Genomic DNA, 26,334 nt, shown 5'->3' on the forward strand with positions numbered 1-26,334 from the left:
GCCAGACTTGTTTGCAAAGGAAGGGGAACTTTTATGAAACCGGTACTATCTGTCTTCATATTTTTATTTGGCCTGAGCACTCAGGCCGACGTGGGCTTCAAAAACGGAAATCAAAAAACAGCGGTCCTAGCACAAGGACGTATCATCGTTCACTGCCAATCCAATTCTCCCGGGGGACCAACTTACGGCTCTTTTATCTGTCGTGAAGAGATTCTGACCTCGGGCGAATATGACTACTTCGTTGGTCCCACGGGTGTAAAAGGTGACTCCGTCACGCTGACAGCTCTACACCAAGATGGCTCGCAAAGAACCAAAACTATTGCCTATGACAGCACCAAAGGACAAAGCAAAAAATCCATCAATCTGTGGATCGCAACATTGCTGCAAAAACCTTTACTGGATCCGGGCAAAAACGTTGTGAGATACAAAATCACATTGAATGACAAAGTGACCGCTACAGGCGAGTTCCTAGCCGAAGTCAAAGATGGCGGCACCAAAACCTGCTCCAGAACGGGCACTTACTGGTCCAACATGCCATCGGACTGCCAGAACGGTTCGTCCATGTGCAACCGCTACTTTAACGAAAACAACTATTGCCTTTAAATGAAAAAGGCTCCCGGTCGGGAGCCTTTTTTAATCCAGAAAATCAGAGGCAGAGATCTTGCCTTTAATCATCACAATCAAGCCCGCCGTCATGCAAGCCAGCGCCACACCGACGCCAATCAAGTTGCGATGCCCTAGATTGATCATACCCAGCAAAATCAAGAGGGCACTTAGACCAAACGGCCCCCAATAAAGGTACTTGTTCCATTTCGGTTTAGCGGCCTCACCGGCCACCGGTTTTTGAGACAAACCGATCATCATCAAGGAATTGATTCGCGCGATCATCTCGTCACACTTCGGGTCACCCCCCTGTGCCGCTTTCAGATCCTCGTATTTTAGCACCGCAAAACGCAACGCATCCAACTGATGGCAGGAACGGATGAATTCATCATGCAGATCTTCGTTTTCGAAGTTTTCAACCAGGTTTTTCCATTTACGCACCAGACTTGGCTGCGCTTTCAAGGATGGATCCTTTGGCAGACCTTCCAGCTTTTCGAAAATCACATGGCAGGAATAACATTCCTTCGCGCGACGCCCGTTTAAGGCTCCACACTTCGGGCAGGATTTCATCTCTTGAGTGCCCGGCTCGACGACTGAATTAGCTTGGCGCTCAGCAGCAAGAACTCGTTCGCTCTTCTCCATGATCGCAGAAAGGGGCTCTTCCCGAGTCTCTTCCGGCTCCAACGAAACCTTAAAGCACATCACATTCAGAGGGTCCTGAGGAGGATATTCGAAACTGAATCTGCTTTCACAGGAAATGCACTGAAATAGAGGCGTTTCCGACTGGATATCGTCACTCTCAACTTCGTACAATTTCGCGCATGATGGGCATCTGATCTTCAATTTCACGTGGACTCACTCACTCTTTATGTTACTAATACCATGATGAAGAGATGGTTTCAATTTTTCAAGCATAAAGCCTACGATTTTCGTTGGGCGATTCTCTCTGGAATTCTCGTCGGCACAAGTTACATCCCCTTTCCTCCGTGGGCATTGATCTTTTGCTACACTCCGCTTTGGCTTTCTGCGACTGAGGAAAACAGTTCTGTTAAGAAATCTTTTTGGGCGGGCTGGGTCACACAATTCATTCTGACTTTGATTGGTTTTCACTGGATTGCCTACACCGCGCACGAGTTCGGGCAATTGCCGTGGGCCGTGTCCTATCTGGCATTGCTTCTTTTTTGTGCGTTTATGCATCTGTATATTCCTGTCGCCGTGGCCGCAGGAACGTGGTTGCGCCTGCGTTTTTCTTTAAGTGGCGGGCAAAGCCTGTTTGCCATCGCCTTGCTGCACGCGCTTTTGGAGCGCATCTGGCCGGTCATCTTTGAGTGGCATTTAGGATACACTTTCATCTGGTCGAAGATGCCGGGATATCACCTTGCGGATCTGGTAGGCTTCCATGGACTTTCCGCAGTGGCTTTGCTTTTCAATGCCTGGATGGGATACATCTGGCTGAAGCAAAGCTATATCAAAAAGGCCCTGACTCAGCTTTCTGTGCTCGCGATGACCTTTGCTGCCCTGATCGCTTTGGGGTACTGGCACGGCCAAAAGTGGAACCACTTTGACAGTGAAATCCGCGCCACTGTGGTTCAAGCAAACATCGGCAATCTGGAAAAGATCTATGCCGAGCAAGGGCGTGGTTATCAGGAAGTCATCACACGTAAGTTCCTGGATCTATCCTTCGGGGCATTACAAAAGTTCCCGCAGACCGACATCCTGGTCTGGCCTGAAACCGCCTTCCCAGACTATCTGGACCAGCATCTGCTGGATCGCAAGAATACTCAGATTCTGATTTCCGGACTGGCTCCGCTGAAAACACCGCTGATCACCGGAGCTTATTCCAAAGATCCTAAAACGGATGAGAAAAAAGACACTTCCACCTACAATGCCCTGTTCCTGATTGATCCCAACGGAAACAACCTGGACAAGCCGTATCGTAAAACGGAACTGCTGGCCTTCGGCGAATATCTGCCTTTGAGCGAACAATTCCCCTTCATCCTGAAGCTTCTGCCGTTCATTTCAAATTTCGGGCGTGGCCATGGTCCCGAAGTCATGACCTGGGAGCGCCCGGAAGGAAAAATCCGCTGGGGCGGTCAGATTTGTTATGAGGGTCTTTATCCGAACTTTACACGCGGATTGTCCCAAAAAGGGGCCGACATTCTGGTCAACGTGACCAATGACTCCTGGTTCGGGAAAACATTTGAACCTCATCAGCACCTCTATATGACACTGGCCCGGGCGATTGAGGTGCGCCGCCCCTTGGTCCGTTCGACCAATACTGGCATCAGCACCGCCATTCTTGCCAATGGTGATGTTCTGCAAAAATCTCCGCTCCATGAAGAATGGAGCGGTCAATTTGTGATAAAGTATTTAAAAAATGCTCCCGTCACGTTCTATGTCCAATGGGGTCATTGGGACTGGATCGTGTTAATTCTGATTTTGGGAGCCATTATTGTCCGAGGAGCCCTCAATGCAAGATCTCGTCGTTCTTGATTGGATAGAAATTCTAGAAAAAATTAAGACTCACGCGACCAGCGATATGGGGCGTGAGGCCGTCATGCAAACCGGTCCGCTGAATTCCCGCGAAGAAGCTTATGCGAGCTTCCAGGAAATCAGCCATGCCACCGAAGTATTAAATCAGGGTGTGCGTCCGTTCATGACCAGCTTGGATTTATATTCGACCTGGATTTCGCGCCTGAAAAAACGGGCGGTTCTAAAAACATTGGAAATGAAAGACGTCCGCAGCTTCTGCCTTGAAGCCCTGGCGTTGAAAGAAGCCCTGCACCCGGTACAAAACGACTGGGCTCAGCGCCTTCACGGAAGCCTGATGAAGGCTGAAGAACCGATTTCAGCCATTGATCAGATCCTGACCCCCAGTGGAGACATCCGATCGGATGCCAGCGAGACCCTTTTCCGTCTTTTCCGCGAAAAAGAAAGACTGGCGCGCGAGGTGCAAAGCACCCTGGATCGCCTGGTGCGCGATCATCAGATGGAAAATGTCCTGCAGGATAAATACGTCACCACTCGCGAAGGCCGCTGGGTTCTTCCCGTGCGCAGTGGGATGCAACACCATCTGCCAGGGGTGATCCACGGGTCGTCCCAAACCAAACAGACTGTTTTCATTGAACCTGAAAAAGTGATTCCGTCCAACAACCGTTTGCGCCAGATCGAGGTGGAGATTGAAGACGAGATTGAAAGGCTTCTGACCGAGCTTTCACATTATCTTTCTTCAAAGTCCCTGGACATTGAAAGCTCCCAGGTTTTAATGCGAGATGCGGACCTTCGCTTTGCACAGGCCCAGTTTGCCAACATGGTCAACGCCCACCCGATTGAGTTTTCCACCGACAGCATGGAGCTGATCGAGGTGCGCCATCCCCTGCTGCAATTGACCGGCAAACCGGTCGTTGCCAACACGGTTTTGCTGGAAGGACAAAAAAGCATTTTGCTGCTGAGTGGTCCCAATGCCGGCGGTAAGACGGTGCTTTTAAAATCCATCGGCCTTGCTGCCCAGATGGCTCGTTGCGGGCTTCCGATCTGTGCCAGCGAAACATCCAAGGTTCCGTTCTTTAAGAATGTTCTGATCGGCATTGGTGACGCCCAAAGCGTCGATGAAGAACTCAGCACTTTTGCCGCGCACTTGAAAATCCTGGGCAAAGCGGCCTCCGTCAAAGGCCGCGACAATCTGATCCTGATTGATGAAATCTGTGGTTCCACCGATCCTGAAGAAGGAAGTGCCCTGGGCCGTGCATTTATTGAAGCTTACTCTGCTAACGACGTCTTTGGTGTGATCACCTCACACTTGGGGCCGTTAAAAGCGGGCTGGGATGAAGGCAGCCGGGTACTGAACGGAAGTATGGAGTACGATCCCAAAACGGGCCGTCCAACTTATCAGTTCTTAGCCGGAATTCCCGGTGATTCCATGGCTATTCAAACTGCCAAACGTGTGGGTGTGGCTCAGACCATCGTGCAGCGTGCTTTGGACGTGCTGGCGCCAGCTACTCGCGCACGTCTGGAAGGCCTGGAACAGATTGAACAGTTGAAAGCAGACATCTCGCTTTTGCAGGACCACCTGCGTAAGGAAACAAAAAAAGCCACCGAGATGAAACGCAAATACGAAGGCATGCTGGAGCAATTCAACAAAGACAAAGACGAATGGTTGCAGCGCACTTTAAAGAAAGCCGAGCGCAAAGTTGAAGAAGCCATCGCGCACGCCAAGGCGGATGAGACCTTCAAACGTCACACGGCTTTGCAGGAAATCAAATACAAACTTCCTGAAATTGTAAAAGCAAAACCGATCACACAACCAGGAGCACCGGAAACGGCCGAGGAATTTGGCAAGAAGTTCCCACCGGGATCAAAGATTTTTGTACCCAGCCTGAACCAGGACGGTATCGTGCAGAGCACGCCCAACTCCAAAGGAGAAGTCCTGATCCTGTCCGGATCAGTGCGTCTGCAGATTCCTTGGACGGTGCTCAAAGCACCGGGCAAACCGTCCAATCCAACTTCGCAGTTGGTTCGTCAAAGTTCCAACATCACTGTGGCACTGGCTGATGATGACCGCACACTGGATCTGCGTGGAAAAACTGTCGAGGATGCTTTGCAGGAACTGGAGCTGGCTTTGGATAAAGCCGCACAAGCACGCGAAGACCGTATTAAGGTCATCCATGGACATGGCACTGAAGCTCTGAAGCGCGCCGTGCGCACGTACTTGTCTCGCTCGATTTACGTGAAGAAGTGGAAAGCGGGCTCACCTGAAGGTGGCGGCGACGGCATCACTTGGGTGGAAATTGGCGAGTCTTAAAATAGCAAAGCCCCCGATAACATCGGGGGCTTTTTCTTTTTAATTTTCAAAGTGAGGTTCTGGTACCGGTGGTGGAACCTCCCTTTTCGGATGACAAACCACTCCGCACTTCACAAAACAACCTTTGCCTGTGTTCCAGCAGTACTTGGCAATCGGTGTGGTTTCTGCCGGGCAGCTTAGACGTTCGGCTTCAAAGATAGGTTCGACCACAAAGGGGCCTGGCACCGATTGAAGATCAAAAACTTCTTCTGCCGCAAACACGCTGGCACTTGACAAGGTCAGGGCTGCAAAGAGAGATAGAACAAATGCTTTCATAGATTCTCCTGGGTTATAGTTAAAAAAATCGCACCCAGATAAGGCTAAAAGAGAGGATGTTCCGCAGGGTATTCTTTTTCAGACCACCTGCCGGAAATCAAGAGTGGAAAGGCCCCTTATGTTAATTGAGGACTACAACATTTCAAGTTGGATTGTATCCAAGACGCTGGCTCTGTCCTACTTCATCGCGTTTTTGTCTTTGTTGCCTCAGGTCCTCGGACTTTTTGGAACTCAAGGCATTCTTTCCATCGATCATCTGTTAAATATTCTGGATAAAGAACTGAAAGCGGATCGATTCTATCACATTCCAAGTCTGTTCTGGTTTTCTTCCAGTGATCTGACGCTGAAGCTGTTTTGTTTTGTCGGAATGACGGCTTCATCTCTGGCATTTCTGGGGTTCAGCCAAAGCATCATGTTCCTGATCTGCTTTGTCTGTTACCTTTCATTCGTCAGCTGCGGTCAGATTTTTTTAAGCTATCAATGGGACAGCCTGTTGCTGGAGTTCGGTTTTCTGGGACTGTTCTTCGCCCCCTGGAAGTGGGAGTGGATTCCCCTGGGAACTCACAGTTTGCATCCGGTGATTCTGGCGTTGGTCATTCTTCTACTGTTTAAACTGATGTTCCTGTCGGGTGTGGTGAAGCTGACCCATAAGGATGCTAGTTGGAAAAGTCTGACGGCCTTAACCTATCACTACTGGACTCAGCCACTTCCGACTCCGTTGGCCTATTTTGCACACAAACTTCCGCTGTTCCTGCAAAGGCTGAGCGCCGCAGTCATGTTCACTATTGAACTTGTGATGCCATTCTTCATATTAATTCCCGGTAAAACTCAAGTGGTCGCAGTCGCGCTTTTGGTGCTGTTGCAGATTCTGATTATCCTCACTGGCAACTTTGGCTTCTTCAATCTGATGACTCTGGGGCTGTGCCTGGCGGTGCTGCCGGATTCTTCATGGGGGTTTAAAATCAACTGGGTTGAGCACAGCACAATTCCGACGGAGGCGGCTCTTGTTCCTGCGCTGATCTTGGTGCCAGCGTCCTTGTTCTGGATTTTGAAAACGCTTTGGGAAAAAAGCGAGAAACTGAACTTCATGCTTCCTTATATGCGCCTGCTCTACCATTTTCGTATCAACAATCCCTATGGACTTTTTGCCGTGATGACTAAATCCCGCCCCGAGATCATTTTACAGGGCAGTAACGACGGCCATCACTGGCAGGACTATGAGTTCTTTCATAAGCCCGGCAACCTGAAAAAGATGCCGACCCTGGTGGCTCCTCATCAACCGCGGCTGGACTGGCAGATGTGGTTCGCAGCCTTGGAAGGGTTTAATGAAAACCTGTGGCTGCAAAACGTGGCTACAAGGATCTTCGAGCAATCGCCGGATGTCCTGGCTCTGCTGAAAACCAACCCCTTCAAGGGATCGGCACCACACTATTTGCGATTTGAGCGATATGAGTATCGCTTCACTAACTTGAGTGAACTTAGAAATTCAGGTTCATGGTGGCAGCGTGAACATCTGGGCTCTTACGGCCCCACCTTTACGCGGGACACTGACTAGAAGAGGCTGGGGGCGCAAAGTGACACGCAGAGAGCGGCACCTCTGCAGAAGTTTGACGTATCACCTTGGGAACGTATCACCCTGAGAAGAGTCTTTCTTTCAAGCTACTGAATTCACGGTGTTTTTTGCTTTGTCTCAGTCTGATCTATGGCACCGGGCTTGCTTTATAGATTGGCAACAGGGGGCTTTATGAAAAATGCGAAACAAATCTTCACAACTCTTCTAACACTCGGCGCACTGTCTCTTTTGACAGCTTGCGGTTCCAGCAACCAGGTCGCTGGTTCCACGGACTCCTCCAGCCGTACACCGGTTCAAGATATCGGAAGCGCAAATTCTAAAGCTCTGGCCTATTGCAACCAAGGTTCCGCAAATGGCATCACTGGTAAATTGAAAGTCTTTGTGGATTCTTACAAATATGTTCGCATGGAATATGTTTATCTTCGCCTGACCGCTTTGCCTGAATCCTTCAAAACCGGTGGTTCCTATATCTCTATGTGGAAATGGTTGGCAAATCCATCCGGTTACACAAACCTGGATTCTTCTGCATTGAATTTTGCTTTGATGAACCCATCCACAGGTCAATACCTGACGGGCTGGAAAACAACTTTGAAATGGAGCGAAGTGGTTAACGTGGCTTCCAGCATGGGCTACACAGATCCACAAAACTTCTTCAACAACGTCAACATCCTGGTGGATCTTAAAGATCAAAATGGTGATTACGATGTCTTGAAAGTGGCTAACTACGACGCCTCCACAAACAAAGCCATCAACACTATGGACGCCCTGTTGCCACTGTTCGCAGCAAACCCTGCCGACTACGCTAACGACAACGGCGCAAGCCGCGCGGGTGTCTTGCAAGCCCTGCACCCCTTCAAAAGCAGCGCCGGCCAATTCTCCACTTCCCAATACCAATCCATGGCCAACAACTTCTGCTTCTAAAAAAAGCCCACCCCCTAAAAACAAAAAAACCACTCTTCCCCCAGAGTGGTTTTTTTGTTTTTAAAATCTCCCCCACATCCCAGACCAGCGAAGCGGCGACGCCCCCCACGAATACCGAGAGCGGAGGCCGTTCAAAACGGCCCGAATGCAAGGCGGAGTAGGCCCTCGCAGCGCAGGCGTGCTCAATGCACGTCGGAGCGAGAAGGCCGCCCGACAACGCAGCAGGCGGACCGTTTTCAACGGCCGGTCAGTGTGCTGACTCCTGGCTCACTTCTTCGGCCTGCAGGTTTTCGCCCTGCCGATACCGATCCGCCAAAGTCTTGTCGGTGGTCGGGAACGAGAACAGCAGCGAATGCACATTGGACTCTTCATCTTCCTGAGTCACCGCAATGTAGGTTAAATCTTTCGTGGTTTCGTGATCCGGGAATTCACGGATAAAGCTGACCAGAATGTTTCCATCCAGGTCGTTCTTTCTCCAGATTTCGTCGGCATTTTCGATGGTTTCTTCGCGCAGATTTGCATATTCCTGGAACTTTTCCTGAGGAATATCTTTTTCGCTGCGCACTTTTAACATGGCCTGATAAAGGCCCACGGCCAAAGGATCCCCTTCGCCCATGGCATCGCCTTCGACAGAGGCTCCGGAGACTTGCTCGAAGTTTCTGTCATAAACCATTTCGCCGCGCTGGTAGTTCTGCCAAACCCGGCTGTCACGTGATGGGAAATGGATGAAAACGAAGGTGGGGTACTCGTCTTCCGTGGAAACATAGGCCACGGCGACATACTTGAAAGCTTCGTCCCCCTGCTCATAGCCACGAATAAAGTGATAAATGGCAAAGTCCTCGAAGGTTTTGTCATCCATCCACACCTCATCTGGCTCATCCAAAGTGGATTCCAGGTAGTTTTCACGAGCAATTTGCTCTTCGTCAGAGAAATCCTCTGGCGAACGAAGAGAGGAGTACTCTGCTTCCAGTTTATCTATGGCTTCTCTAAAATACCCAAAAAGATCCTCTTCATTCTCAAAAATGAGTCCCGCCGCCTCATCAACGATGATGTACTCTTTTTCAGAGGAGGTGGTCGTGGTTGTTTTCTTCTTAGCCCGGGTCTTTGTCTTCGCCATGTGTATTCGTATCCTTCATTTTGTATTATCGAGAGATTCCCTTGTCCCAACAACTAGAAAAAGGACACTTTCGACGAACCCTGTCATAGTTCGCTTTTTGGTCTTGCAACAGTGGGTTTTATTCCTCAACATCGGACTTAAGAGGTCAGCAGGAGGCTCTCTTGGTCAATCTAGAAGAAACAAGTTTGGAAAGAATGGAAGCTTTGCTGTCACATTCAGCCATGGGTGTTCATGTTCTTTTTGACAACCAATCCATCGCAAAAGTGCTCAAGGAAGTGAGCGACGATAAGGACTTCTACAGCTTCGATAAGATGAAGAAGGTCCAGGACGTCATGACAGAGCTAATTGCGAAGAAGACTTACTTCGAGAAAATGGCCTATCTTCAGGCTCTCGATACGGAGTCTTATCAGATGCTGGTTCGCGCGTATTTCCATATTGTGGAAAATACCGTTCGCGCCAATCACGAACACAGCCACTAAGTCGGCATATTAAAGTTCTTTTTTTCGTCTAAAGCTTGAGCAGTTCAATCAAGCTTTAGTGACCTTGTTTGGGAAGTTCAAATTTCTGTCTAAAGCTTAGAGTCCTAATTCGACATCAATCGACAATTTTGCTGCGCCCATCCCCTGTAATGCTATCCTGAACAGGAAGAAAGGTGCCTGGTTGTTTTTTCTGGCGAGCCCGCGTCAAATGGAATTAATGCGCTATAGCCAGAAAAAACAACCAGGCACCTTTTAGGTTCCCACCGCAAAGCCGATAGGAGAACTTGTGAAATATCGGGTTTTCTTATCGGCTTTCTTTTTTGTTCTGCTGCCCAGCCTGGGAAAGGCTGAGTACCGCGTCTTTCTCCTTAAGATCAGCAAAAGAGCACCAGCCAACACACCAGCTCCTCCTCCGGGGACACCCCCGCCAGCGCAAGACTTTCGTCTGGTTGAAAGCACATTAGATCATATTCAATATCGCTATTATCATCAGGTGGCGCCGGATGAAGATGTCACCTACATCGATACTTGGCGCTGCTACGGACGCACGGGGGATTTCAAACACCACTGCCCCAACCCCAAAGGCCAGATTCCTGCCGAGGAGTCTCCGGCATCTTAATAGTCCTGTGTCTTTTTGATACACTTAAGGAATATGTCGTCCATAGACAGTTCCACGAGAAAAGCCATGCAAGCGGATTTGAACGAGGTTCAAGCCGATCACGCACGCAAAAAAAAGCAGCTCGTTAAAGAAAATGAAAACGAGCTCGCCGATCTGAAAGAATACTACAGCGACAAAAAAAGCGGCCTTCAAGAGCAGAACGAAGCTGCCATCAATCATATCCGCAAGCGCCAGCAGGAGACTTCACAAGACGCTCATCTGGAACGTCAGCAACTGACTGAAAAGTACAATGCCAAAACCCGTGCCCTGCAGGAAGACTACGATCAAAAACTGTCCACCACCCGCGACAAAAGAGCCGAACAACTGGCGCAGGCAAAACAAGATGCTAAGGCTCAGGTGGCCCGTATCGAGCAGAACGCCAGCGATCGCATTGACTATGTTCGCGCCAAAACCGAAGAGGACCTTCGCGGTGCCAAAGCCAAGTACAACAAAGACATGGCACAGATCAATGAATTCAGCGGCAAACGCCTGGAGCAACAACGCCAGCTGAACGACACCCGCCTGCAAGGCGAGGTCGAACGTGGTCAGGTCAATCAGGAACGGCTGCGTACACGCAACGAAAAAGAATACAACGAACTGCGCGCCCGGGGTGAAAATGAAATCGCCCACGAACACGAACAGCAGGATAAAAAACTGGAACGTCAGAGCAACGACTTTACCAAGCGCTATGAACAGCAGCAGAAGCACTGGGAATCCCGTGAAGAACGGCTCAACACCCAGTACAGTGACCGGCTGACTCATCACAAAAAAGCCTATGAAAACGAGTTGAGCAACCAACACGAGCGTTTCCAAAGCAACTATCAAAAGACCGAGGAGGCCCAGCGCGAGGCCGCCAGTATTCAAAAAAAGCGCTACGTCCGGGAACTTGCTGAAACACGCAAAGACTTTGTCAAAGCTGCTTCCAAATACTCTGATAAAGAATCAGATCCCTTCTATAAAATTGAAGATCGCGGCAGCTACCTGCGCGAAAATCCGGACTTCTATATTCTGAGGGCATTTGTTCCTGAGCATGAAAAAGACGCCGTGAAAGTCACGATCCAAAAAGACCGTGCAACGATTTCCGGTCAGCGTTCATTCAAAGACAAAGTGGAAGACGATGGTAAAACGGTCAGCAGTTCGAACTTCCAGACCTTCCGCGAAGAATTTACTTTTGATAAGCCCGTGATCACCGAAGGCATGACCCGCGAACGCGACGGCGATTGGGTCACCTACCGTATTCCAAAAGGTCTTACGAACCGCTTTGAACGCAAAGCTTAGTATACTCCTGAAACCGCACAAGCAGGTGCTCCAGGAAGTACGCCGCCAACTCATGACGACCCTCCACACTGGCTTTTTTGTATAGACTGAGAGCTTGTTGTCTGGTCGTGGTCTCCGACGTGCCACGCAGATCGGCAATTTCACGAAGGCTCATGCCTGACAGAATCAGACTTCCAACTTCGCATTCGGTTTTTGTAAGGCCCCATTGGTCAAAATGAGATTGGAAGTAAGTCTGAAATTCCGAGAGTTGCCGTTTCATATGTGAGATTACATCGGAATGCAAACTATCTGTCATCATACACAAGTATGCTCGACATCTTTTTTCCACCTAGGCTGGAGACATCGCTGTTCCGGCCGAAACGACTGGGAATCACTATGCTTTCATCAAATAGCGTACTTCGCGCATTACAAAAGCAAGACGGGACTGAAGATCTTGAAGCATTTCAAGATTCGTGTGCAACTGCGCCAGAGCATCGCTCTCCACTACCGGAGTATCTGCCAGCTCATGATAAGACTTGTGGGTCACAGGAGAAATAGAGGGCTCAAAAGATTCTGCAGCGGTTGTTTCCACTTGTGCATTTTCAAGATTGATCACTCTCATTTTAGTCTCCTTCACCCGTTTTCTCAGGCGCGAAATCAAAGTCTAGTTAGCTTTTTTCTATTCCAACAACTTAAATAAACTTACATGGACATTTTACACGGCTTGCTAGTATTCACACTGCAAGGACGCTGTGTCCGTGCCGGCCAGATTCACACGATCATCCCCGCTGGAAAGATACGTCGCCATCACAGACCCATTATTGTCTTTGTGTTTTAAGCCCAGGACATGGCCCATCTCGTGAAGAACCAAAGCCTCAATATTGACTGGAGACGAGCTTTTTCGCTCTGGTTTTGCCGCTGTCGTCAATCCACTGCCATTCCAATAGAAACTAAAGTCTGCGGCATTCAGGCGGATATCGGCTTCCTTGATCAGGTCCCCAATCCAGTAAACACTGGTGCGCCCTTGCTCAGAGGAGCGGTTCGCTTCCCACGTATTCATGAAATAGATCACATTACGGCCATCTTTGTGGGGGTTCAGAGGACCGGTCTCTCGAGGGTATTCCACGATTTTAATGATGTCGCGCCCGGCAGTGCGAGCCCAGGTTGCAGCGGCACTGCGAATAGCCGGAACCATCGAGTCAGGAACAGACTCATGCAGATGCATAGTCACTGGAACATCACTTTTCCAGGAGATACGCTCGCCATACACGTTTTGCACGAATCCGCAGTCTTCTTGAGACTTCGGTGCACAGGCTTGAATGGATAAAGCTACAGTAAGGATCAAACTGATCCCAAGCCACTTCAACATGGAGCGACCTCCTTTGCCTTCATACCAATACAAGGAAAGGGCCACTGGCGCCGAGGTCCGAGCCAGCCCCTAAGATGCTGTATTCACGACTGTTTTCACCACCCGACCATCAAGGCCCGTAAAATGAGCATTGGCCAGAAAAACCCGTCTGTTTTACAGACAGCCCCCCGAAAAACTCGTAAGTTATTGATTTTATATGACCTTTCACCTGTCCAAGCTTTGCACACCCCCTCGCCGCAAAGTGTGGTGCAAAAGGGCTCCAACAGGTGTGGCCCGCGCCTTGCTTTAGTCCTAAGACAAGTCTCGAAATGAGACCATCGGGCCCCACCCCAACCGGGGATTCCTTCGTGGCCCACACAACCCACCCCACATCCTGCCTTTCCTGGTAGGGAGCCTAAAAAAGCTCCACCTACCAGCTCGCGCGCGATGCTGTGGCCCTTGGAAACAGGCCGCGTTTTTGATAAAACAGGGACCTTCAACGAAAGGCCGAAATAATGATGAAACTGACTGTGATCCCCGGTGATGGCATCGGTCCTGAAATTATGACTCAGGTGGTGCGCGTTCTTAAACATGTGCATGCTCCGTTTGAATATGAAGAGCATCAGGCCGGTGAAATCGCCTTAAATTCTGTTGGCGAACTTCTGCCACAAACCACTCTCGACTCCATCAATAAAAACAAACTGGCAATCAAAGGCCCCACCACGACTCCAGTGGGCGGCGGTCACAAGTCTATCAACGTGACGATGCGACAGAAGTTTGATTTGTATGCCAACGTTCGCCCTGTTCGCTCCTTGCCTGGCGTTCAGTGCGTGTGCTCGGATGTGGATCTGACCATCGTGCGCGAAAACACCGAGGACCTGTACGCCGGTATCGAGCGCATGGTTGATGAAAACACCGCTGAAAGCATCAAACGTATCACACGCAAAGGTTCAGAACGTATTGCCCGTTATGCTTACGACCTGGCACAAAAAACCGGCAAACAGCGCGTGGCGATTGTCCATAAGGCCAACATCATGAAGTTGTCCGACGGCCTGTTCTTGAAGGTTGCACAGGAAGTCGGCTGGCAGTACCCGGAGATCACCACCAAGGATGTGATCGTGGATAATGCCTGCATGCAACTAGTGATGAAGCCTCAGCAGTTCGATGTGATTGTCACCGAAAACCTGTATGGCGATATTCTTTCTGATATCTGCGCGGGACTTGTCGGAGGCCTGGGTATTGTTCCGGGTGCTAACATCGGCGCCAACCACGCGATCTTTGAAGCTGTTCACGGCTCTGCTCCGGACATTGCAGGACAAAACAAAGCCAATCCAACCGCGCTGTTGCAATCTGCAGTCATGATGCTTCAACACGTGGGCGAAAACGGCAAAGCCGACGCGATCATGAAAGCCTTGATTGCCGCCTTGTCTGACGTCAATGCCCGCACCGGCGATCTGGGCGGTCGTGGCACCACGGTGTCCTTCACTGATGCGATCATCCAGCGCCTGGGTGCCCAGTAATATGGCACAAGCCCTGACGATCTCGCCGATTCAGACTGCGATCTTCCATCAAGGTGATGATCTGGCCGAGTTCGTCGTGGCCCAGGTTCCAAAGTCCCTGTGGCAGGAAGGAGCCCTTCTTGCCATCACTTCCAAGATCGTGAGCCTGGCGGAAAATCGTCTGCAGGCCCATGACAGCATTGATAAAAAAACTCTGATCCGTCGTGAGGCGGATCATTATCTGGGCGAGATTGGCCACGGCGTCAGCCTGACCATCAAACACGGCCTGCTGCTGCCCGCAGCTGGTATCGATGAATCCAACTCTGAAAGTGGTGACTATATTCTTTACCCGCAGGATCCCTATGCCTCTGCAGAAAAACTGCGCCTGGATCTTTGTGCGAAACTGGGCTTAAAGAATCTGGGAATTCTTGTTACGGACTCTCACACCAGTCCCCTGCGCCATGGTGTGGTTGGGGCCGCCCTGTCTTTTGCGGGATTTGATCCCGTTCGCAATATGATCGGAGAAAAAGACATCTTTGGTCGCGAACTAAAGATGACTAAAATCAATCTGGCAGACAGTCTGGCCACAGCCGCCGTGCTGATGATGGGTGAAGCGGCGGAAAGATGCCCATTAGCTGTGATTCACAATGCCCCTGTCACATTCAATCCCCGACCATTGCGTTCGGATCTGGAAATCCCGCCGGCCGAGGACATGTACCTGCCCCTTTACCAACATCTCATGAAGTAGCATTTGCCTGAAACAGGTTTTAAACTTAGCATTGATTATATGAAATCAATGTCTTTGCTTCTTGGATTTTGCTTCTTGCTTTCGTCTTGTGCCACCAACCAAAAAAGTCGCCTTGCGACCACGGGGATCGGAATCGGCGTCGGAGCCGTTATCGGCGCGGCCACGGCCCCGGCAGATGAACGCCCCGAACTTCACGCGATGTACTGGGGTGGCATTATCGGTGTGATTTCAGCATTGGCTGCAAACTTCTACTATAGCGACGAAAAAGATATGGAAGTCATGCGCCTGGAAACAGAGAAAATGAAGGCACAGCTGGACTTTTTCCAGAATGGACCTGCCACCCTGCTAAAGGAAACGACCGGCAAGGCTGACAAGAAGTATTTCCAAAGCGGTAAAGCCAAGATCAAACTTTATAAAATCGACCAGTGGGTCGATGAAGGCCCGAACAAAAAGTACCACCGCGATCAGATGATTGAAATCCTTCCTTTGGACAAGGCTGAATAATGAAGACGCGTATTTTGCTTCTTCTTCTTGGCGCCAGTCTTATCTGGGCCAGCACTGTGACTTACCTGTACTGGCAGCTGAAGAACAATCCCCGGGTTGTCGCCGTCACCATGGATGCCGGCAAGGAATCCCTGCAAAACATGCAACTGGGCGAAATGGAAAAAATGACTTTTCTGCGCCAGTATCTGGAGCGCTATTTCAACTACGACTCCAACAACTTCTGGCAGTCGCAAACTTCCTTGGCTTTTTTGATGTCCCCTAAATTAAGCGAAGAACGCATTCGCGAAGTCAGTCGCCTGCGGGAAAAAATTCAGCAAAAAAACATGTCCCAAGCCGGTCGTCTGCTGGGCCTGAAGCAGCTGCCTGATGGCTCCTATCAAACCCAGGTGCATCTGCGTATCACCGAAAATTCCCAAAAAAATGACCTGTACATACAAACACAGATCCGCCTGAACAACACCGAACGAACCCTGGAAAACCCCTGGGGTCTGGTGGTCAGCAGCATGCAGCTGACGTCCGCCCCCACCGCGCCTGATTTCAAACCTCTGGTGCATATCGGCTCACAAAGCCCGGTTCTGCTCACGTTCCCCTGCGCCATTGAAAATATTGAAAACCCGCAAGAGTCCGAGCTGAAAATCAAAATCACGACCCTGAATATCAGCGAGCTGCAAATCACACCTGCCAAAACATTCAAAGGCCCGGTGTCTTTGCTGGCCTCATGCAAAGGTCTGGAGTTCAAGTTTGATTTGACCACGGAAGGAAAGGAAAAGGATCTGTTCGTGGCTTTTCCGGAATCTGCTGGGTCTGTCCGAAGAAAAGAGATCGCCCCCAGCAAAACTCATAAGAAGGACATCTACGAAAAAACCATCGAGAACGTTCTGGGGATCGAGCTGGATCAGTAGACGTTACAGTCTCATTTTGCTGCGTTTAAGTGCCTCGACAATAACGTCATGATCAACACCCACTAAAATGGCCACCTTGGGGTTGTTCTTGGGACACAAAAAGTATGCTGATACCGGAAGTGTGGCCCGCTTCCCCTTGAGATCATACCAGTCGTCTCCTTCCAGAATCTGCCGATCCTGTTCGGGCGTGGTGAAAGGCCAAATAGAGGACTCAAAGAATTCACTCACGAACAAAGTCTCTCTGCCAGGCCCTTCAGCTTCGCCTTGAACGTGATAGCGGGACATGCTTCGGTTGTCACCGGTCATATAAGAAAATTCTTTTAGTGTCCCTTTTACGAACGCATAGTCGTTCGGATGCAGCAGGTATCCACGCAGAATATCAGACTTGCGCGCGCGATGAAAAACCCGGGCCGCAAAAACAAACACCGCAGTCAAAAGCAACATCATCAACGCCGAACCGTAACCCGACCACCAATGCAGCCCGCCTTCTTGAACCAAAGAAACAAAAAAAGCACTGCCAACAACACAGATTAAGGCACAGACCGAGAAAAGCCAGATCATGATCCATCCGGGGGTGCCACGATGAAGCGCCAGCTTCTGCAGTCGCAGGTAATCTTTAAGTTCCTGTTCGTTTTTTACAGCCAGATACTTCCACGTCTTGTGCATGGATTAAGAATGAGCAGCTCCCAGATCAGGGTCAAGTTCGGAATGAGCCGGTTTGGGAATGCTGAGCACCACCTGAGTGCCGACCCCCACACGGGAGCGAATCTGCAAATCACCACCCACGGACTGCAAAGCTTTTTTGGCATCATACAAACCCAGCCCGTTGCCTTTCTCTTTTCCGTAGCTGACCCCTTCCTGAGTCAACTGTGGCAGGATCTCTTCGGGGATCCCACATCCGTTGTCCATGATCTGCAACAGCCAATGATCCTGACGTTCCATCAAAGTCAGATTGATCGATGCCTCTTTTTCGGGAAGGGCTTCCAATGAGTTATTCAGCAGATTGCTCACAACACGCTGAAGCTTGATGGAATCCAAAGTCACTTTGACTTCAGGCGAATGAATATGTTTGTGCCAGGTGAAGTTGACCTGCGGATTTGAGAAGCGGTATTCCTTCAGCAAAGATTCCAGCAAAGAGGTTAAATCCTGCTGATTCGCAGTGACCACCACAGCACTGCCAGTCACAGAGGATTTGCGACTGCGACTTAACAGATCTTCGGCAATGCCTTTAATCCGGGAAACCGCATGATCAAAAAGTTCTTTTTTCTCTGAGCTCATTTCGTGAGAAAGCTGACTTAAAGTGGTCAACGCCATCAATGGACCACGAATATCGTGAGCCACCTGACGTGAAATCTGAGAAATTTCCCGGGACAGAGCCAGTTCCGCTTCCAACTTTTGTTCATGCAGCCGCGCCATAAAGTCACGGCGGTAAGACCAGCCCAAAAACATCAGACCCAGCACCAACCCCAACATAAACAGGGGCGAGGTCATGGCTTTGATCGCCAGTTCGGATGTCCCGAAACAGACCGCAATATTTCCTGCAGGCAACGAGTTCAGGGTGATCGGAACCTGAGTTGAAAACAGGCACTGCAAGGACTCGGGCTTTTGCACTTCACTTTTCACCACAGCCGGGTGAACTTCCTTCAACTGGCTCAGAATTTTATTCTGCAAACTAGGATCGCCCTGAAACAGCTTCGCACGGGCAATGTCATCTTCCCAAATGCCGACGTATTGCTCCACCGAACTGCGGGCCCTTTGCACTTCAAAAGTAAAACTCAAAACAGCCACGGCGATGCTTACCAGCACAAAGACCGTAAGCCATTTTCCCGGCATCCCATTTTGAGACAATACTTTTGTATTTTCCATATCATCACATCCAGCAAACCGTGAACCAGCTTGCCCGGGCCACTGTGAGGTTTCGAGGTGTCTAGGAAGTTGACAAGAGACGTGCGTGGTCCACATTACTTTTTTGAATTATCTTGGGGAAAATCGTTAACTTTTCAGCGTCCTGAACCGTTTTAGTAAATATGAAATTGATGTGGTTGGGTGGCCTTGTCGCTGCCGTCAGTCTATTTTCCGCTTGTACGGGTCCTCAGCGGGCCCCAAGCTCCATCATGTACGACGATGAACGTGCCAATCGAATTCAGGAAATTGATATTGAGCTTTCCCATTATTGGAACAAAGACTGGGAATACAACCAGGAGCTCTTCCAAAAAGGCCTGCCGAACGCCACGTTTGATCGCAAGCTGAATCCCAATGACAAAGACTGGGGTCGAGTTGAGTCTTTACTGACAGAAAGAAGTCAGGAGATCCGCCAGCTGTCTTCAAAACTATTCCTGCGGGAATGGTCCGGTATCGGGCCTTGGTTTGCAGCCTCTTTCCGCCCTCGCCTGTTTGACAAAGAGGAAGTCATCACCATCAAGTCCATGGATGACTTTAAACTTGGCATGCCTCAGGGCGCCTTCCCTATTGAACACAACTTCTATAATAGCTACACCCTGCGTTTTGAAAATGATCTGCCTGTTAGCACGCATTTTCCCCATGATCGGCAGGATAATCAGAAAAAATATCTTAAAGCCCGTCTGGAATGTGATGCCGACATCATTCATCCGGGGAAATGGATCTTTTCAGGCGAAACACGCAGCCGGGTCTATGAATTCAACTGGTACTATAATCAGGAAAACGGTCAGCGTGTGCGCGTGAAGTTCTCCCCGGCCGTGAATTACTGCAAGTTCTATTTCCGCGATCCCGAAAGATCCAAAACGTGGTCCAATGGCCTGCAACTGGTCGATATTGGTCGCGCCACCAATGAGTGGATCAAACTGACCAATCACATCGACATCTGTGCACGCCCCGAAGGCAACTTCGGTAAAGACCCTTCGGCGTTCTTCTGGACTCAGGACTTTAACTACACCACTTGTCCTCAGACTTTCGATAAGCTGGTGAATCTGCGTGACCCTTATAAGTCCATGAACCAAAAGATTCTGGCGTTGACGGGCTCTCCGCTGAAGCGCAAAGACTTTGACCGGAAGAATCCGATGGCTGAGCTGGATTTTTCAAAAGCCCCGAAGTTTGATGTCATCTGGGTCTCTTCACTGAACTTTTCAGCTGACTTCTATGGCATGGTCATGTCCAGTGCTCTTCGCTATCATGGCCAGCAAGGCACCCAGATTCGCATCCTGGTTCCGGAAGTGACCATGACCCGCAAGGACAAGGCGATTTTAAGTCGTCTGCAGCAGGGCCTTCCAAACATCAAAGTACAGTATTACCGATACACAGTGTCTGACCAGAACAACGGTGGCTGGCTGGATAAGTTCCACCGCGTGAACCACACAAAACTGATGATCGGACATTCATCAACGGATCCTAAAGCAAGCTTCCTGATCACCGGGGGACGCAATATCCGTGATTCCTACATTTTCAGTGATAGACCTTTCTATAAAGCCTATAAGTTCCTGAAAAATTATGGCGACGGAGAAGAGGACTACATTTACTATGACGACTTTGAAATCGAAATTCGCGGTTATAACTTCGTCAAATCCGTCATGGCGCAGATGTTGGCTTTCTGGATGCGTGATCCGGAATCACAGCGCTATCGCTCAACCAACGTGAACGTCCCGAAAGAGGCTTCGTTGGATCAAGTCGCAAGGCTGCGAGCCCTGCCCGAATCAACTCCTGTGGTCCGCCATATCACGTCCATGCCTTACTTTGACGGCTATCAGTTGGAAAAATTCTATATCGACATGTTCGATTCAGCACAAAGTGAGCTGCTGCTGACCACGCCTTACTTCCGCCCGTCTGTGGCTATCAGTGCGGCGCTGGACCGTGCCGTGCAACGAGGGGTGAAAGCTAAAATCATCACCCGTATTCATCTGGCTGGCGATGGCACTCCGAAAATCGCGGAAGACGTCAACAAACAGGGCATCAATCGACACTTAAAAGATGTCGAGATCTATGAGTGGACTCAGGACAATTCCATCATGCATGCCAAAATTCTGGTGATTGACAAAAAATTAAGCTTCATCAGCAGCGTGAATATGAATCGTCGCAGCTTCATCCACGACACCGAAAGTGGGGTTCTGATTCTGCATGGACCAACCGCCATGGAAATGCGCAAAGAAGCCCTCGACTATATCAGCAAGGGCCGTCGTATCACCGCTGCGGAAAAAGTGGGCTGGATCAACTCCACTTTGATCGACTGGGGGGACTCTTACTTCTAGTGAAGGGAGTCCTTGTACAGTTTTTCTTTCAACGCCTGAACCTCAGGAATTGAGATATCGTAAGGGCGACCGCACACCTGACAGGTCACGTGCACGGGTTCTTGTTTTTGGATCATGTCTTCCAGATCCTCATTGGACAGAAGTTCCAACGCGCGCATCACACGATCTTTCGTGCAAGGACAGTAGTATTCCACTGGGTGTTCATGTTCCAGTTCTTCATACGCAATGCCATCCAAGAACGGCTTGATCAGATCTTCCGCCGATGCCCCATCCAAAAGCATTTTCGAAATATTCGGTTTTTTGTCGTCGTAGTTTTTCTGGATTCTTTCCACCATCGTTTCATCCACACCCGGCATGACTTCGATCAATACGCCGCCCGCAGATTGAACTTTCCCGTAAGTATCCAGATAAACACCCAAAGACACCAGTGAACGGATCTGGTGAGACTGGTGAAGATAGTGAGCAATGTCCTGCCCGATTTCACCACTGACCAATTCCACAGTTCCCTGGAACGGCTGCTTTTGGAATGGCTGATGTCGGGCAACACTGAGAAGTCCGATGCCGATGGCTTCCTTAAGACTTAAACCGTTGTCATAATTTTCAGGTTGATATTGCGGATTGGCGGTATAGCCGCGCACATGGCCGTTATAGGAAGCTTCCGCATAGACACTTCCCAAAGGACCATTACCACGGAACAACAAGCCCACCATTTGATCATCTTTCAGTTGGGCCGCCATCAAAAGCGCACCCACCATGCTACGCCCCACAGCCACCGTGGCCAGAGGATACGTGTTTTGCAGGTTTTGCATATGTCGAACGACTTCTGTGGCATTGACTGCGGCAATACGCAAAGTCAGATCTTTGGATACGAAGCGATGAACCCGTTCTTTACTCATGACAAACTCCCGGACTTTGTGGAAAAATGAAACCTAACAAAGCAAGTCCCTAATTTCAAGTGAAGAGAGCTTATTCCCATGAAGATCTACGTCTTTAGACACGCCCAAAAAGCCATGGATTTTTCCGGAGATCCGGATCTGACGCCGGAGGGACATGCTCAAGCTTCCAAATTACTCGACAAGGTGCTTAAAGAGGAGCTGCCCCGGCCGACCGAACTTTGGGTGTCCCCGAAGAAACGCACGCACAGCACCTTTCGTCCCCTGTCCCAGCATTTCGGACTTCCCCTCGTGATTCAAGATGCCCTGCTGGAACAAAAGTCCGATGAAACCGTGACTGAGTTTCGCTTGCGCATCAGTAAAACCCTGGAAAACGCCGCGACTCAAAAAGAAGCTGTGATCTTCATGTGTTCCCATTATGACTGGGTGGTGGAAGCCATGGCGGTGGCGCCTTCTGACAAAGACTTGTCCGATTCTGAGTTTTCCCACTGGAGCCCGGCACAGCACGTGGGTTTTCACGTCAATGCCGACGGAATTTTTGAATTTATCGAACTCAAAAGGATTCAACCATGATTCAGAACATCTGGGCCGTAGGCCGCAACTATGCCGATCACGCCAAGGAACTGGGGAACGAAGTTCCGACAGTGCCGATGCTGTTTTTGAAGGCCGGAAGTTCTGCCTCCCTGGCTGCGAAAGAAATTCACCTTCCTGAATGGGCCACGGAAATTCATCACGAGGTGGAGCTGGCATTGCAATTTGATGAAAATCTGCAGATTGATGAGGCCTGCATCGCTTTGGATCTGACTGAAAGAAACAAACAAAACCAGCTTAAATCCAAAGGCCACCCCTGGACTTTGGCGAAGAGTTTTAAGGAATCCTGCCCGCTTTCTGGCTTCTTTGCCGTGACGGATCTGGAGGAGTTGAAAAACCTTGAAATTATTCTAAAAATCAACGGCGAGGTCCGCCAAAAGGGCAACACCTCCCAGATGATTTTTGGCTATGAAAAGCTGCTGGATTTCGTCCGTCAGCACTTCCCTGTGGTCCCCGGTGACCTGCTTCTGACCGGCACCCCTGCCGGAGTCGGTCCTATTCGTCGTGGCGACGTTTTGGAAGCCGAGATCGTGGGCAAAATAAAACACACCTGGAACGTCCGCTAGCCATTTGCGTCAAGCGCCTGTTTCCGGGCGCTTTTGTGGAACACTAAAGCTTGAATTTTTGAATTTGCAGAGCGAATATGCGGCCCTCTATAGAGGTAAATGCATATGAACGACATTCAGTCGCAAATTGTCTCCCGTGGCGAAGAAATCCTTAAACGCATGGAGAGCCAGTCCAAGGCTTCCATCTTCTCCAAAGATTTCTGGTATGGCTCCATCATGGAATGGAGTATGAAAAACGAAAAATTCAAAACCAACATGTTCCGTTTCGTGGATGTGCTTCCTTCCATCAACTCCGGGGATGAAGTGGCGCGCCACCTGAAAGAATACTTCTCTGAAGACGGCGGCACCCTGCCACCAGTATTCAACGTCGGCTTGGGTTTGGGCTCTTTGGCACCGGGCCTGATGGCGGGCGCGATCAAAAAGAATGTCATGGGCATGGCAAAAATGTTCATCACTGGTGAAAGCCCGGATGAAGCTCTGCCTGTTCTAAAAAAGGCACGTAAAAACAAAATGACCTTCACCGTCGATATTTTGGGTGAAGCGACTTTGTCTGAAAAAGAAGCGCAAGATTACAGCAGCAAGTACATGGAGCTGATCACTTGGCTGGCGAAAGACGCCGAGAAGTGGGACGAAGTTCCCCAGATCGACCGCGATCACGAAGGTGCTTTGCCGAAAGTGAACGTGTCCGTGAAAATGACGGCACTTTATTCCCAGATCAAAGATGCGGCCTGGGATGAATCCAAAAAAATTCTGAAGGACCGTCTGCGCCCGGTGTTCCGTCTGGGCATGGAAAAAGGCGTGTTCGTGAATCTGGATATGGAGCAGTACTCTGTCAAACACCTGACACTGGAAGTGTTCACAGAGCTGATCAACGAGCCTGAATTCAAAAATTATAAGTTCTTCGGTATTGTGATTCAGGCTTATCTGCGCGATTCCTTCGAAGACGTCAAATCCCTGACAGAGTTCGCGCAAAAACGTGGCACTCCGTTCTGGGTTCGACTTGTTAAGGGAGCCTACTGGGATTACGAAACCATCGAAGCCGAACAGCGTGGCTGGCCGATTCCGGTTTACACCAACAAAGCTGAATCCGACGCAAACTACGAACATTGCGCGAAATACCTGCTGGAAAATATCAAATCCATCCGCCCTGCTTTTGCCTCTCACAACGTCAGAACTTTGGCGGCGTGCATGCTTTACGCAGAAAAACTGAACATCCCGAAAGAGGCTTTGGAATTCCAGATGCTTTACGGAATGGCAGAACCCATCAAAAAGACCATCGTGGACATGGGCTACCGCATGCGTGAGTACGCTCCAGTGGGTGAACTGATCCCGGGCATGGCTTACCTGGTTCGCCGTCTTTTGGAAAACACGTCCAATGAGTCCTGGTTGCGTGGCAAATTTGCTGACAACAAATCCATGGCGGAGCTTTTGAAAGATCCAGCACAAGGATTGACTCCAACTTCTGCAACCATCCAAAAGAAACCAGGCAAGTTCTACAACGAACCGCTTTTGGATTTTGCCGTGAAAGCGGATCGCGAAAAAATGCAAAAAGCCCTGACGGATGCGAAAGCCTCTTTGCCAGTGAACGTGAACATCGTGATCAACAACAAGGAACTTCAGTCCGGCAAAGTCTTTGACCGAGTGAACCCATCCCAGTCTGACCAAATCGTTGGCAAGATCCAGATGGCAACGACGGAGCAAGCTGAACAAGCCATGCAAGCCGCGCAAACGGCCTACAAAACATGGAAGAATGTTCCTGCTGAACAGCGCGCGGCTTTGGTCGACAAGCTGGCTGACATCATGACCCGTGATCGCTTCAAGTTGATCGCAACACAAGTTCTGGAAGTCGGTAAACCATGGGCGGAAGCTGATGGTGATATCGGTGAAGCGATCGACTTCTGCCGCTACTATGCCCGTCACATGCGTGAGCTGCAAAAACCACTTCGCGTGGGTGGCTTGCCTGGTGAAGTGTCCCAGTACATCTATAAATCCCGTGGGGTCACTGCGGTGATCGCTCCTTGGAACTTCCCTCTGGCGATCCTGGCTGGCATGGTGACGGCGGCCGCTGTTGCCGGAAACACCGTGGTCATGAAACCTGCAGAGCAATCCTCTGTGGTTGCCTGGGGCTTGATGAAGATGATTCAGGAAGCTGGATTCCCACAAGGTGTGATCAACTTCCTTCCAGGCTTCGGTGAAGAAGTTGGTGAATACATCGTGAACCACAAGTACACGACAACCATCGCCTTCACAGGATCCAAAGCCGTGGGTCTGCATATCATGAACCGCGCGGCTGTGGTTCAGCCAGGCCAGCAGCACGTTAAGAGATGCATTATCGAAATGGGCGGTAAGAATGCCGTGATCATCGACAACGATGCGGATCTGGATGAAGCCGTTGACGGCGTGATTTATTCTGCATTTGGTTTCAGTGGTCAGAAATGTTCTGCTGCCAGCCGTGTGATCGTGCTGGATGAGGTTTACGAACGTTTTGTAGACCGTTTGGTTGAAACAGCAAAATCCATCGAAATCCACCCGGCTGAAAATCCAAAAGCGTACATGGGTCCTGTCGTGGACAAAGAAGCCTATGACCGCATTTTGGGCACAATCGCAGAGGCGGAAAAGAATCACAAACTGCTCTTCAAGGGCTCTGTCCCTGGTGGCGGTTACTTCGTTCCTCCAACAATCTTCGGCGATGTTCCAGGTGATGCAAAACTGGCTCAAGCTGAAATCTTCGGTCCGGTTGTGGCCGTGATTCGCGCGAAGAACTTGGATCAGGCCCTGGATATTGCCAACAGCACAGAGTACGCTCTGACTGGCGGTGTGTTCTCCAGAAGTCCGGCGAACATCGCTCGCGTGAAAGAAGAACTGGAAGTGGGTAACTTGTACGTGAACCGTGGTATCACGGGCGCGATGGTGGATCGTCATCCATTTGGTGGCTTCAAAATGTCTGGTATCGGTTCCAAAACCGGGGGCCCGGATTATTTGAAACAGTACATGGAGCCTGCGTGCGTGACAGAGAACACTCTGCGCCGTGGTTTTGCTCCTGCGGAAGAATAGACCTTCACCAAACTAAAATTCCCAAAGCCCTCAGTCAAAAACTGAGGGCTTTTTTTTTGCAGAAATTCGATTCCCACATTGAGACACGAACCTTACAGAAATTAAATTCAGGACTCCGGTCTGTATTTAAGTGAAATTTCCTAGAACAAAACCGAACAGATCTTTGTTAGAAATTTCACAAAAAACCTTTTGGATTCCGATAAGTATGAACATGGGCCACCACGGAGCGTTCATTAGCAGTTTTCGAAGAATCATTTCTTCATACACCCCGGTAGTATTATCAGC

At 49.8% G+C, this 26,334-nt stretch carries 25 protein-coding genes; 16 read left to right on the forward strand and 9 right to left on the reverse strand.

Annotation, left to right across the window (positions count from 1 at the left end):
- Positions 1–33: 33 nt before the first annotated feature.
- Positions 34–603: a hypothetical protein gene (locus tag ACZ5ZV_RS13865; protein WP_464117696.1), complete on the forward strand. Its 570-nt coding sequence runs from the start codon at positions 34–36 to the stop codon at positions 601–603.
- A gap of 30 nt (positions 604–633) precedes the next feature.
- Here the strand turns inward: ACZ5ZV_RS13865 and ACZ5ZV_RS13870 are convergent, their stop codons facing one another.
- Positions 634–1,308, reverse strand: a complete 675-nt coding sequence (locus ACZ5ZV_RS13870; protein ID WP_464117697.1) for a hypothetical protein — start codon at positions 1,306–1,308, stop codon at positions 634–636.
- A 144-nt stretch (positions 1,309–1,452) separates the two neighbouring features.
- Between ACZ5ZV_RS13870 and lnt the strand changes: the two genes are divergently transcribed.
- Complete coding sequence (gene lnt / locus ACZ5ZV_RS13875) at positions 1,453–3,096, forward strand: apolipoprotein N-acyltransferase (RefSeq protein WP_464117699.1); 1,644 nt, start codon at positions 1,453–1,455, stop codon at positions 3,094–3,096.
- Positions 3,074–5,404 carry an endonuclease MutS2 gene (locus ACZ5ZV_RS13880; RefSeq protein ID WP_464117700.1) on the forward strand — a complete coding sequence of 777 codons (2,331 nt, stop codon included), beginning with the start codon at positions 3,074–3,076 and terminating at the stop codon, positions 5,402–5,404. Before lnt ends, ACZ5ZV_RS13880 begins: the two co-directional genes overlap by 23 nt.
- A gap of 39 nt (positions 5,405–5,443) precedes the next feature.
- On the opposite strand, the gene ACZ5ZV_RS13885 is transcribed toward ACZ5ZV_RS13880, so the two are convergent.
- Positions 5,444–5,719, reverse strand: coding sequence for a hypothetical protein (locus ACZ5ZV_RS13885; RefSeq protein WP_464117702.1), 276 nt, complete (start codon positions 5,717–5,719; stop codon positions 5,444–5,446).
- Between the two features lie 118 nt (positions 5,720–5,837).
- Between ACZ5ZV_RS13885 and ACZ5ZV_RS13890 the strand changes: the two genes are divergently transcribed.
- Both ACZ5ZV_RS13890 and ACZ5ZV_RS13895 read left to right on the forward strand, forming a co-directional pair.
- A complete protein-coding gene (locus ACZ5ZV_RS13890; protein ID WP_464117703.1) occupies positions 5,838–7,274 on the forward strand; it encodes a lipase maturation factor family protein in 1,437 nt (478 codons plus the stop codon).
- Between the two features lie 189 nt (positions 7,275–7,463).
- Entirely contained in the window at positions 7,464–8,213 is a 750-nt protein-coding gene (locus ACZ5ZV_RS13895) for a hypothetical protein (protein WP_464117704.1), read from the forward strand.
- 247 nt (positions 8,214–8,460) lie between these two features.
- Here the strand turns inward: ACZ5ZV_RS13895 and ACZ5ZV_RS13900 are convergent, their stop codons facing one another.
- Positions 8,461–9,330, reverse strand: a complete 870-nt coding sequence (locus ACZ5ZV_RS13900) for a PBECR2 nuclease fold domain-containing protein (RefSeq protein ID WP_464117705.1) — start codon at positions 9,328–9,330, stop codon at positions 8,461–8,463.
- 161 nt (positions 9,331–9,491) lie between these two features.
- Between ACZ5ZV_RS13900 and ACZ5ZV_RS13905 the strand changes: the two genes are divergently transcribed.
- The 3 genes from ACZ5ZV_RS13905 to ACZ5ZV_RS13915 all read left to right on the forward strand — a co-directional run bounded on the left by ACZ5ZV_RS13905 (position 9,492) and on the right by ACZ5ZV_RS13915 (position 11,745).
- Entirely contained in the window at positions 9,492–9,809 is a 318-nt protein-coding gene (locus tag ACZ5ZV_RS13905) for a hypothetical protein (RefSeq protein ID WP_464117707.1), read from the forward strand.
- Between the two features lie 286 nt (positions 9,810–10,095).
- A complete protein-coding gene (locus ACZ5ZV_RS13910) occupies positions 10,096–10,428 on the forward strand; it encodes a hypothetical protein (protein WP_464117708.1) in 333 nt (110 codons plus the stop codon).
- A gap of 66 nt (positions 10,429–10,494) precedes the next feature.
- Complete coding sequence (locus ACZ5ZV_RS13915; protein WP_464117710.1) at positions 10,495–11,745, forward strand: Hsp20/alpha crystallin family protein; 1,251 nt, start codon at positions 10,495–10,497, stop codon at positions 11,743–11,745.
- Here ACZ5ZV_RS13915 and ACZ5ZV_RS13920 read toward each other — a convergent pair.
- The 3 genes from ACZ5ZV_RS13920 to ACZ5ZV_RS13930 form a co-directional block, all read right to left on the reverse strand.
- Entirely contained in the window at positions 11,717–12,004 is a 288-nt protein-coding gene (locus tag ACZ5ZV_RS13920; RefSeq protein ID WP_464117712.1) for a helix-turn-helix transcriptional regulator, read from the reverse strand. The two genes, ACZ5ZV_RS13915 and ACZ5ZV_RS13920, sit on opposite strands and share 29 nt — an antisense overlap.
- Positions 12,005–12,118: 114 nt before the next feature.
- The gene (locus ACZ5ZV_RS13925; RefSeq protein WP_464117713.1) at positions 12,119–12,346 is read right to left on the reverse strand and encodes a hypothetical protein; all 228 of its coding nucleotides are present in this window, start codon (positions 12,344–12,346) and stop codon (positions 12,119–12,121) included.
- 105 nt (positions 12,347–12,451) lie between these two features.
- The gene (locus ACZ5ZV_RS13930) at positions 12,452–13,093 is read right to left on the reverse strand and encodes a matrixin family metalloprotease (protein ID WP_464117715.1); all 642 of its coding nucleotides are present in this window, start codon (positions 13,091–13,093) and stop codon (positions 12,452–12,454) included.
- A gap of 491 nt (positions 13,094–13,584) precedes the next feature.
- Here ACZ5ZV_RS13930 and ACZ5ZV_RS13935 point away from each other — a divergent pair, with 491 nt between their 5' ends.
- Genes ACZ5ZV_RS13935 through ACZ5ZV_RS13950 form a run of 4 tightly spaced genes read left to right on the forward strand, consistent with a single transcriptional unit; the run spans position 13,585 to position 16,725 of the window.
- Positions 13,585–14,592 carry an isocitrate/isopropylmalate dehydrogenase family protein gene (locus ACZ5ZV_RS13935; RefSeq protein ID WP_464121422.1) on the forward strand — a complete coding sequence of 336 codons (1,008 nt, stop codon included), beginning with the start codon at positions 13,585–13,587 and terminating at the stop codon, positions 14,590–14,592.
- 1 nt (position 14,593) lies between these two features.
- Positions 14,594–15,319, forward strand: a complete 726-nt coding sequence (locus tag ACZ5ZV_RS13940) for a coenzyme F420-0:L-glutamate ligase (protein ID WP_464117716.1) — start codon at positions 14,594–14,596, stop codon at positions 15,317–15,319.
- Positions 15,320–15,358: 39 nt separating this feature from the next.
- Positions 15,359–15,823, forward strand: a complete 465-nt coding sequence (locus ACZ5ZV_RS13945) for a hypothetical protein (protein WP_464117718.1) — start codon at positions 15,359–15,361, stop codon at positions 15,821–15,823.
- Entirely contained in the window at positions 15,823–16,725 is a 903-nt protein-coding gene (locus tag ACZ5ZV_RS13950) for a hypothetical protein (protein ID WP_464117720.1), read from the forward strand. Before ACZ5ZV_RS13945 ends, ACZ5ZV_RS13950 begins: the two co-directional genes overlap by 1 nt.
- A 3-nt stretch (positions 16,726–16,728) precedes the next feature.
- Here ACZ5ZV_RS13950 and ACZ5ZV_RS13955 read toward each other — a convergent pair whose 3' ends face one another.
- Positions 16,729–17,391 carry a hypothetical protein gene (locus ACZ5ZV_RS13955; protein WP_464117722.1) on the reverse strand — a complete coding sequence of 221 codons (663 nt, stop codon included), beginning with the start codon at positions 17,389–17,391 and terminating at the stop codon, positions 16,729–16,731.
- A 3-nt stretch (positions 17,392–17,394) separates the two neighbouring features.
- A complete protein-coding gene (locus ACZ5ZV_RS13960; RefSeq protein ID WP_464117723.1) occupies positions 17,395–18,591 on the reverse strand; it encodes a sensor histidine kinase in 1,197 nt (398 codons plus the stop codon).
- A gap of 161 nt (positions 18,592–18,752) precedes the next feature.
- Between ACZ5ZV_RS13960 and ACZ5ZV_RS13965 the strand changes: the two genes are divergently transcribed.
- Positions 18,753–20,945, forward strand: coding sequence for a phospholipase D-like domain-containing protein (locus ACZ5ZV_RS13965; protein WP_464117724.1), 2,193 nt, complete (start codon positions 18,753–18,755; stop codon positions 20,943–20,945).
- On the opposite strand, the gene ACZ5ZV_RS13970 is transcribed toward ACZ5ZV_RS13965, so the two are convergent.
- Positions 20,942–21,841, reverse strand: coding sequence for an Hsp33 family molecular chaperone HslO (locus tag ACZ5ZV_RS13970; RefSeq protein WP_464117725.1), 900 nt, complete (start codon positions 21,839–21,841; stop codon positions 20,942–20,944). The two genes, ACZ5ZV_RS13965 and ACZ5ZV_RS13970, sit on opposite strands and share 4 nt — an antisense overlap.
- Positions 21,842–21,919: 78 nt before the next feature.
- Here ACZ5ZV_RS13970 and ACZ5ZV_RS13975 point away from each other — a divergent pair, with 78 nt between their 5' ends.
- The 3 genes from ACZ5ZV_RS13975 (at position 21,920) to pruA (ending at position 26,049) form a co-directional block, all read left to right on the forward strand.
- The gene (locus ACZ5ZV_RS13975) at positions 21,920–22,411 is read left to right on the forward strand and encodes a phosphoglycerate mutase family protein (RefSeq protein ID WP_464117726.1); all 492 of its coding nucleotides are present in this window, start codon (positions 21,920–21,922) and stop codon (positions 22,409–22,411) included.
- Positions 22,408–22,995, forward strand: coding sequence for a fumarylacetoacetate hydrolase family protein (locus ACZ5ZV_RS13980; protein WP_464117727.1), 588 nt, complete (start codon positions 22,408–22,410; stop codon positions 22,993–22,995). Before ACZ5ZV_RS13975 ends, ACZ5ZV_RS13980 begins: the two co-directional genes overlap by 4 nt.
- A 105-nt stretch (positions 22,996–23,100) precedes the next feature.
- The gene (gene pruA, locus ACZ5ZV_RS13985; RefSeq protein ID WP_464117729.1) at positions 23,101–26,049 is read left to right on the forward strand and encodes an L-glutamate gamma-semialdehyde dehydrogenase; all 2,949 of its coding nucleotides are present in this window, start codon (positions 23,101–23,103) and stop codon (positions 26,047–26,049) included.
- The last annotated feature ends 285 nt before the right edge of the window (positions 26,050–26,334 follow it).

It is taken from the genome of Bdellovibrio sp. HAGR004, from assembly GCF_055397015.1.

Excerpts from the sequence above, each read along its gene's own strand:
- ACZ5ZV_RS13925 (WP_464117713.1), bottom strand. The coding sequence starts at position 12,346 with ATGAGAGTGATCAATCTTGAAAATGCACAAGTGGAAACAACCGCTGCA.
- ACZ5ZV_RS13950 (WP_464117720.1), top strand. The coding sequence starts at position 15,823 with ATGAAGACGCGTATTTTGCTTCTTCTTCTTGGCGCCAGTCTTATCTGG.
- ACZ5ZV_RS13945 (WP_464117718.1), top strand. The coding sequence starts at position 15,359 with ATGAAATCAATGTCTTTGCTTCTTGGATTTTGCTTCTTGCTTTCGTCT.
- ACZ5ZV_RS13980 (WP_464117727.1), top strand. The coding sequence starts at position 22,408 with ATGATTCAGAACATCTGGGCCGTAGGCCGCAACTATGCCGATCACGCC.
- pruA (WP_464117729.1), top strand. The coding sequence starts at position 23,101 with ATGAACGACATTCAGTCGCAAATTGTCTCCCGTGGCGAAGAAATCCTT.
- ACZ5ZV_RS13920 (WP_464117712.1), bottom strand. The coding sequence starts at position 12,004 with ATGAAACGGCAACTCTCGGAATTTCAGACTTACTTCCAATCTCATTTT.
- ACZ5ZV_RS13955 (WP_464117722.1), bottom strand. The coding sequence starts at position 17,391 with ATGCACAAGACGTGGAAGTATCTGGCTGTAAAAAACGAACAGGAACTT.
- ACZ5ZV_RS13975 (WP_464117726.1), top strand. The coding sequence starts at position 21,920 with ATGAAGATCTACGTCTTTAGACACGCCCAAAAAGCCATGGATTTTTCC.
- ACZ5ZV_RS13960 (WP_464117723.1), bottom strand. The coding sequence starts at position 18,591 with ATGGAAAATACAAAAGTATTGTCTCAAAATGGGATGCCGGGAAAATGG.
- ACZ5ZV_RS13965 (WP_464117724.1), top strand. The coding sequence starts at position 18,753 with ATGAAATTGATGTGGTTGGGTGGCCTTGTCGCTGCCGTCAGTCTATTT.
- ACZ5ZV_RS13865 (WP_464117696.1), top strand. The coding sequence starts at position 34 with ATGAAACCGGTACTATCTGTCTTCATATTTTTATTTGGCCTGAGCACT.
- ACZ5ZV_RS13930 (WP_464117715.1), bottom strand. The coding sequence starts at position 13,093 with ATGTTGAAGTGGCTTGGGATCAGTTTGATCCTTACTGTAGCTTTATCC.
- ACZ5ZV_RS13895 (WP_464117704.1), top strand. The coding sequence starts at position 7,464 with ATGAAAAATGCGAAACAAATCTTCACAACTCTTCTAACACTCGGCGCA.
- ACZ5ZV_RS13900 (WP_464117705.1), bottom strand. The coding sequence starts at position 9,330 with ATGGCGAAGACAAAGACCCGGGCTAAGAAGAAAACAACCACGACCACC.
- ACZ5ZV_RS13880 (WP_464117700.1), top strand. The coding sequence starts at position 3,074 with ATGCAAGATCTCGTCGTTCTTGATTGGATAGAAATTCTAGAAAAAATT.
- ACZ5ZV_RS13885 (WP_464117702.1), bottom strand. The coding sequence starts at position 5,719 with ATGAAAGCATTTGTTCTATCTCTCTTTGCAGCCCTGACCTTGTCAAGT.
- ACZ5ZV_RS13970 (WP_464117725.1), bottom strand. The coding sequence starts at position 21,841 with ATGAGTAAAGAACGGGTTCATCGCTTCGTATCCAAAGATCTGACTTTG.
- ACZ5ZV_RS13915 (WP_464117710.1), top strand. The coding sequence starts at position 10,495 with ATGCAAGCGGATTTGAACGAGGTTCAAGCCGATCACGCACGCAAAAAA.
- ACZ5ZV_RS13890 (WP_464117703.1), top strand. The coding sequence starts at position 5,838 with ATGTTAATTGAGGACTACAACATTTCAAGTTGGATTGTATCCAAGACG.
- ACZ5ZV_RS13940 (WP_464117716.1), top strand. The coding sequence starts at position 14,594 with ATGGCACAAGCCCTGACGATCTCGCCGATTCAGACTGCGATCTTCCAT.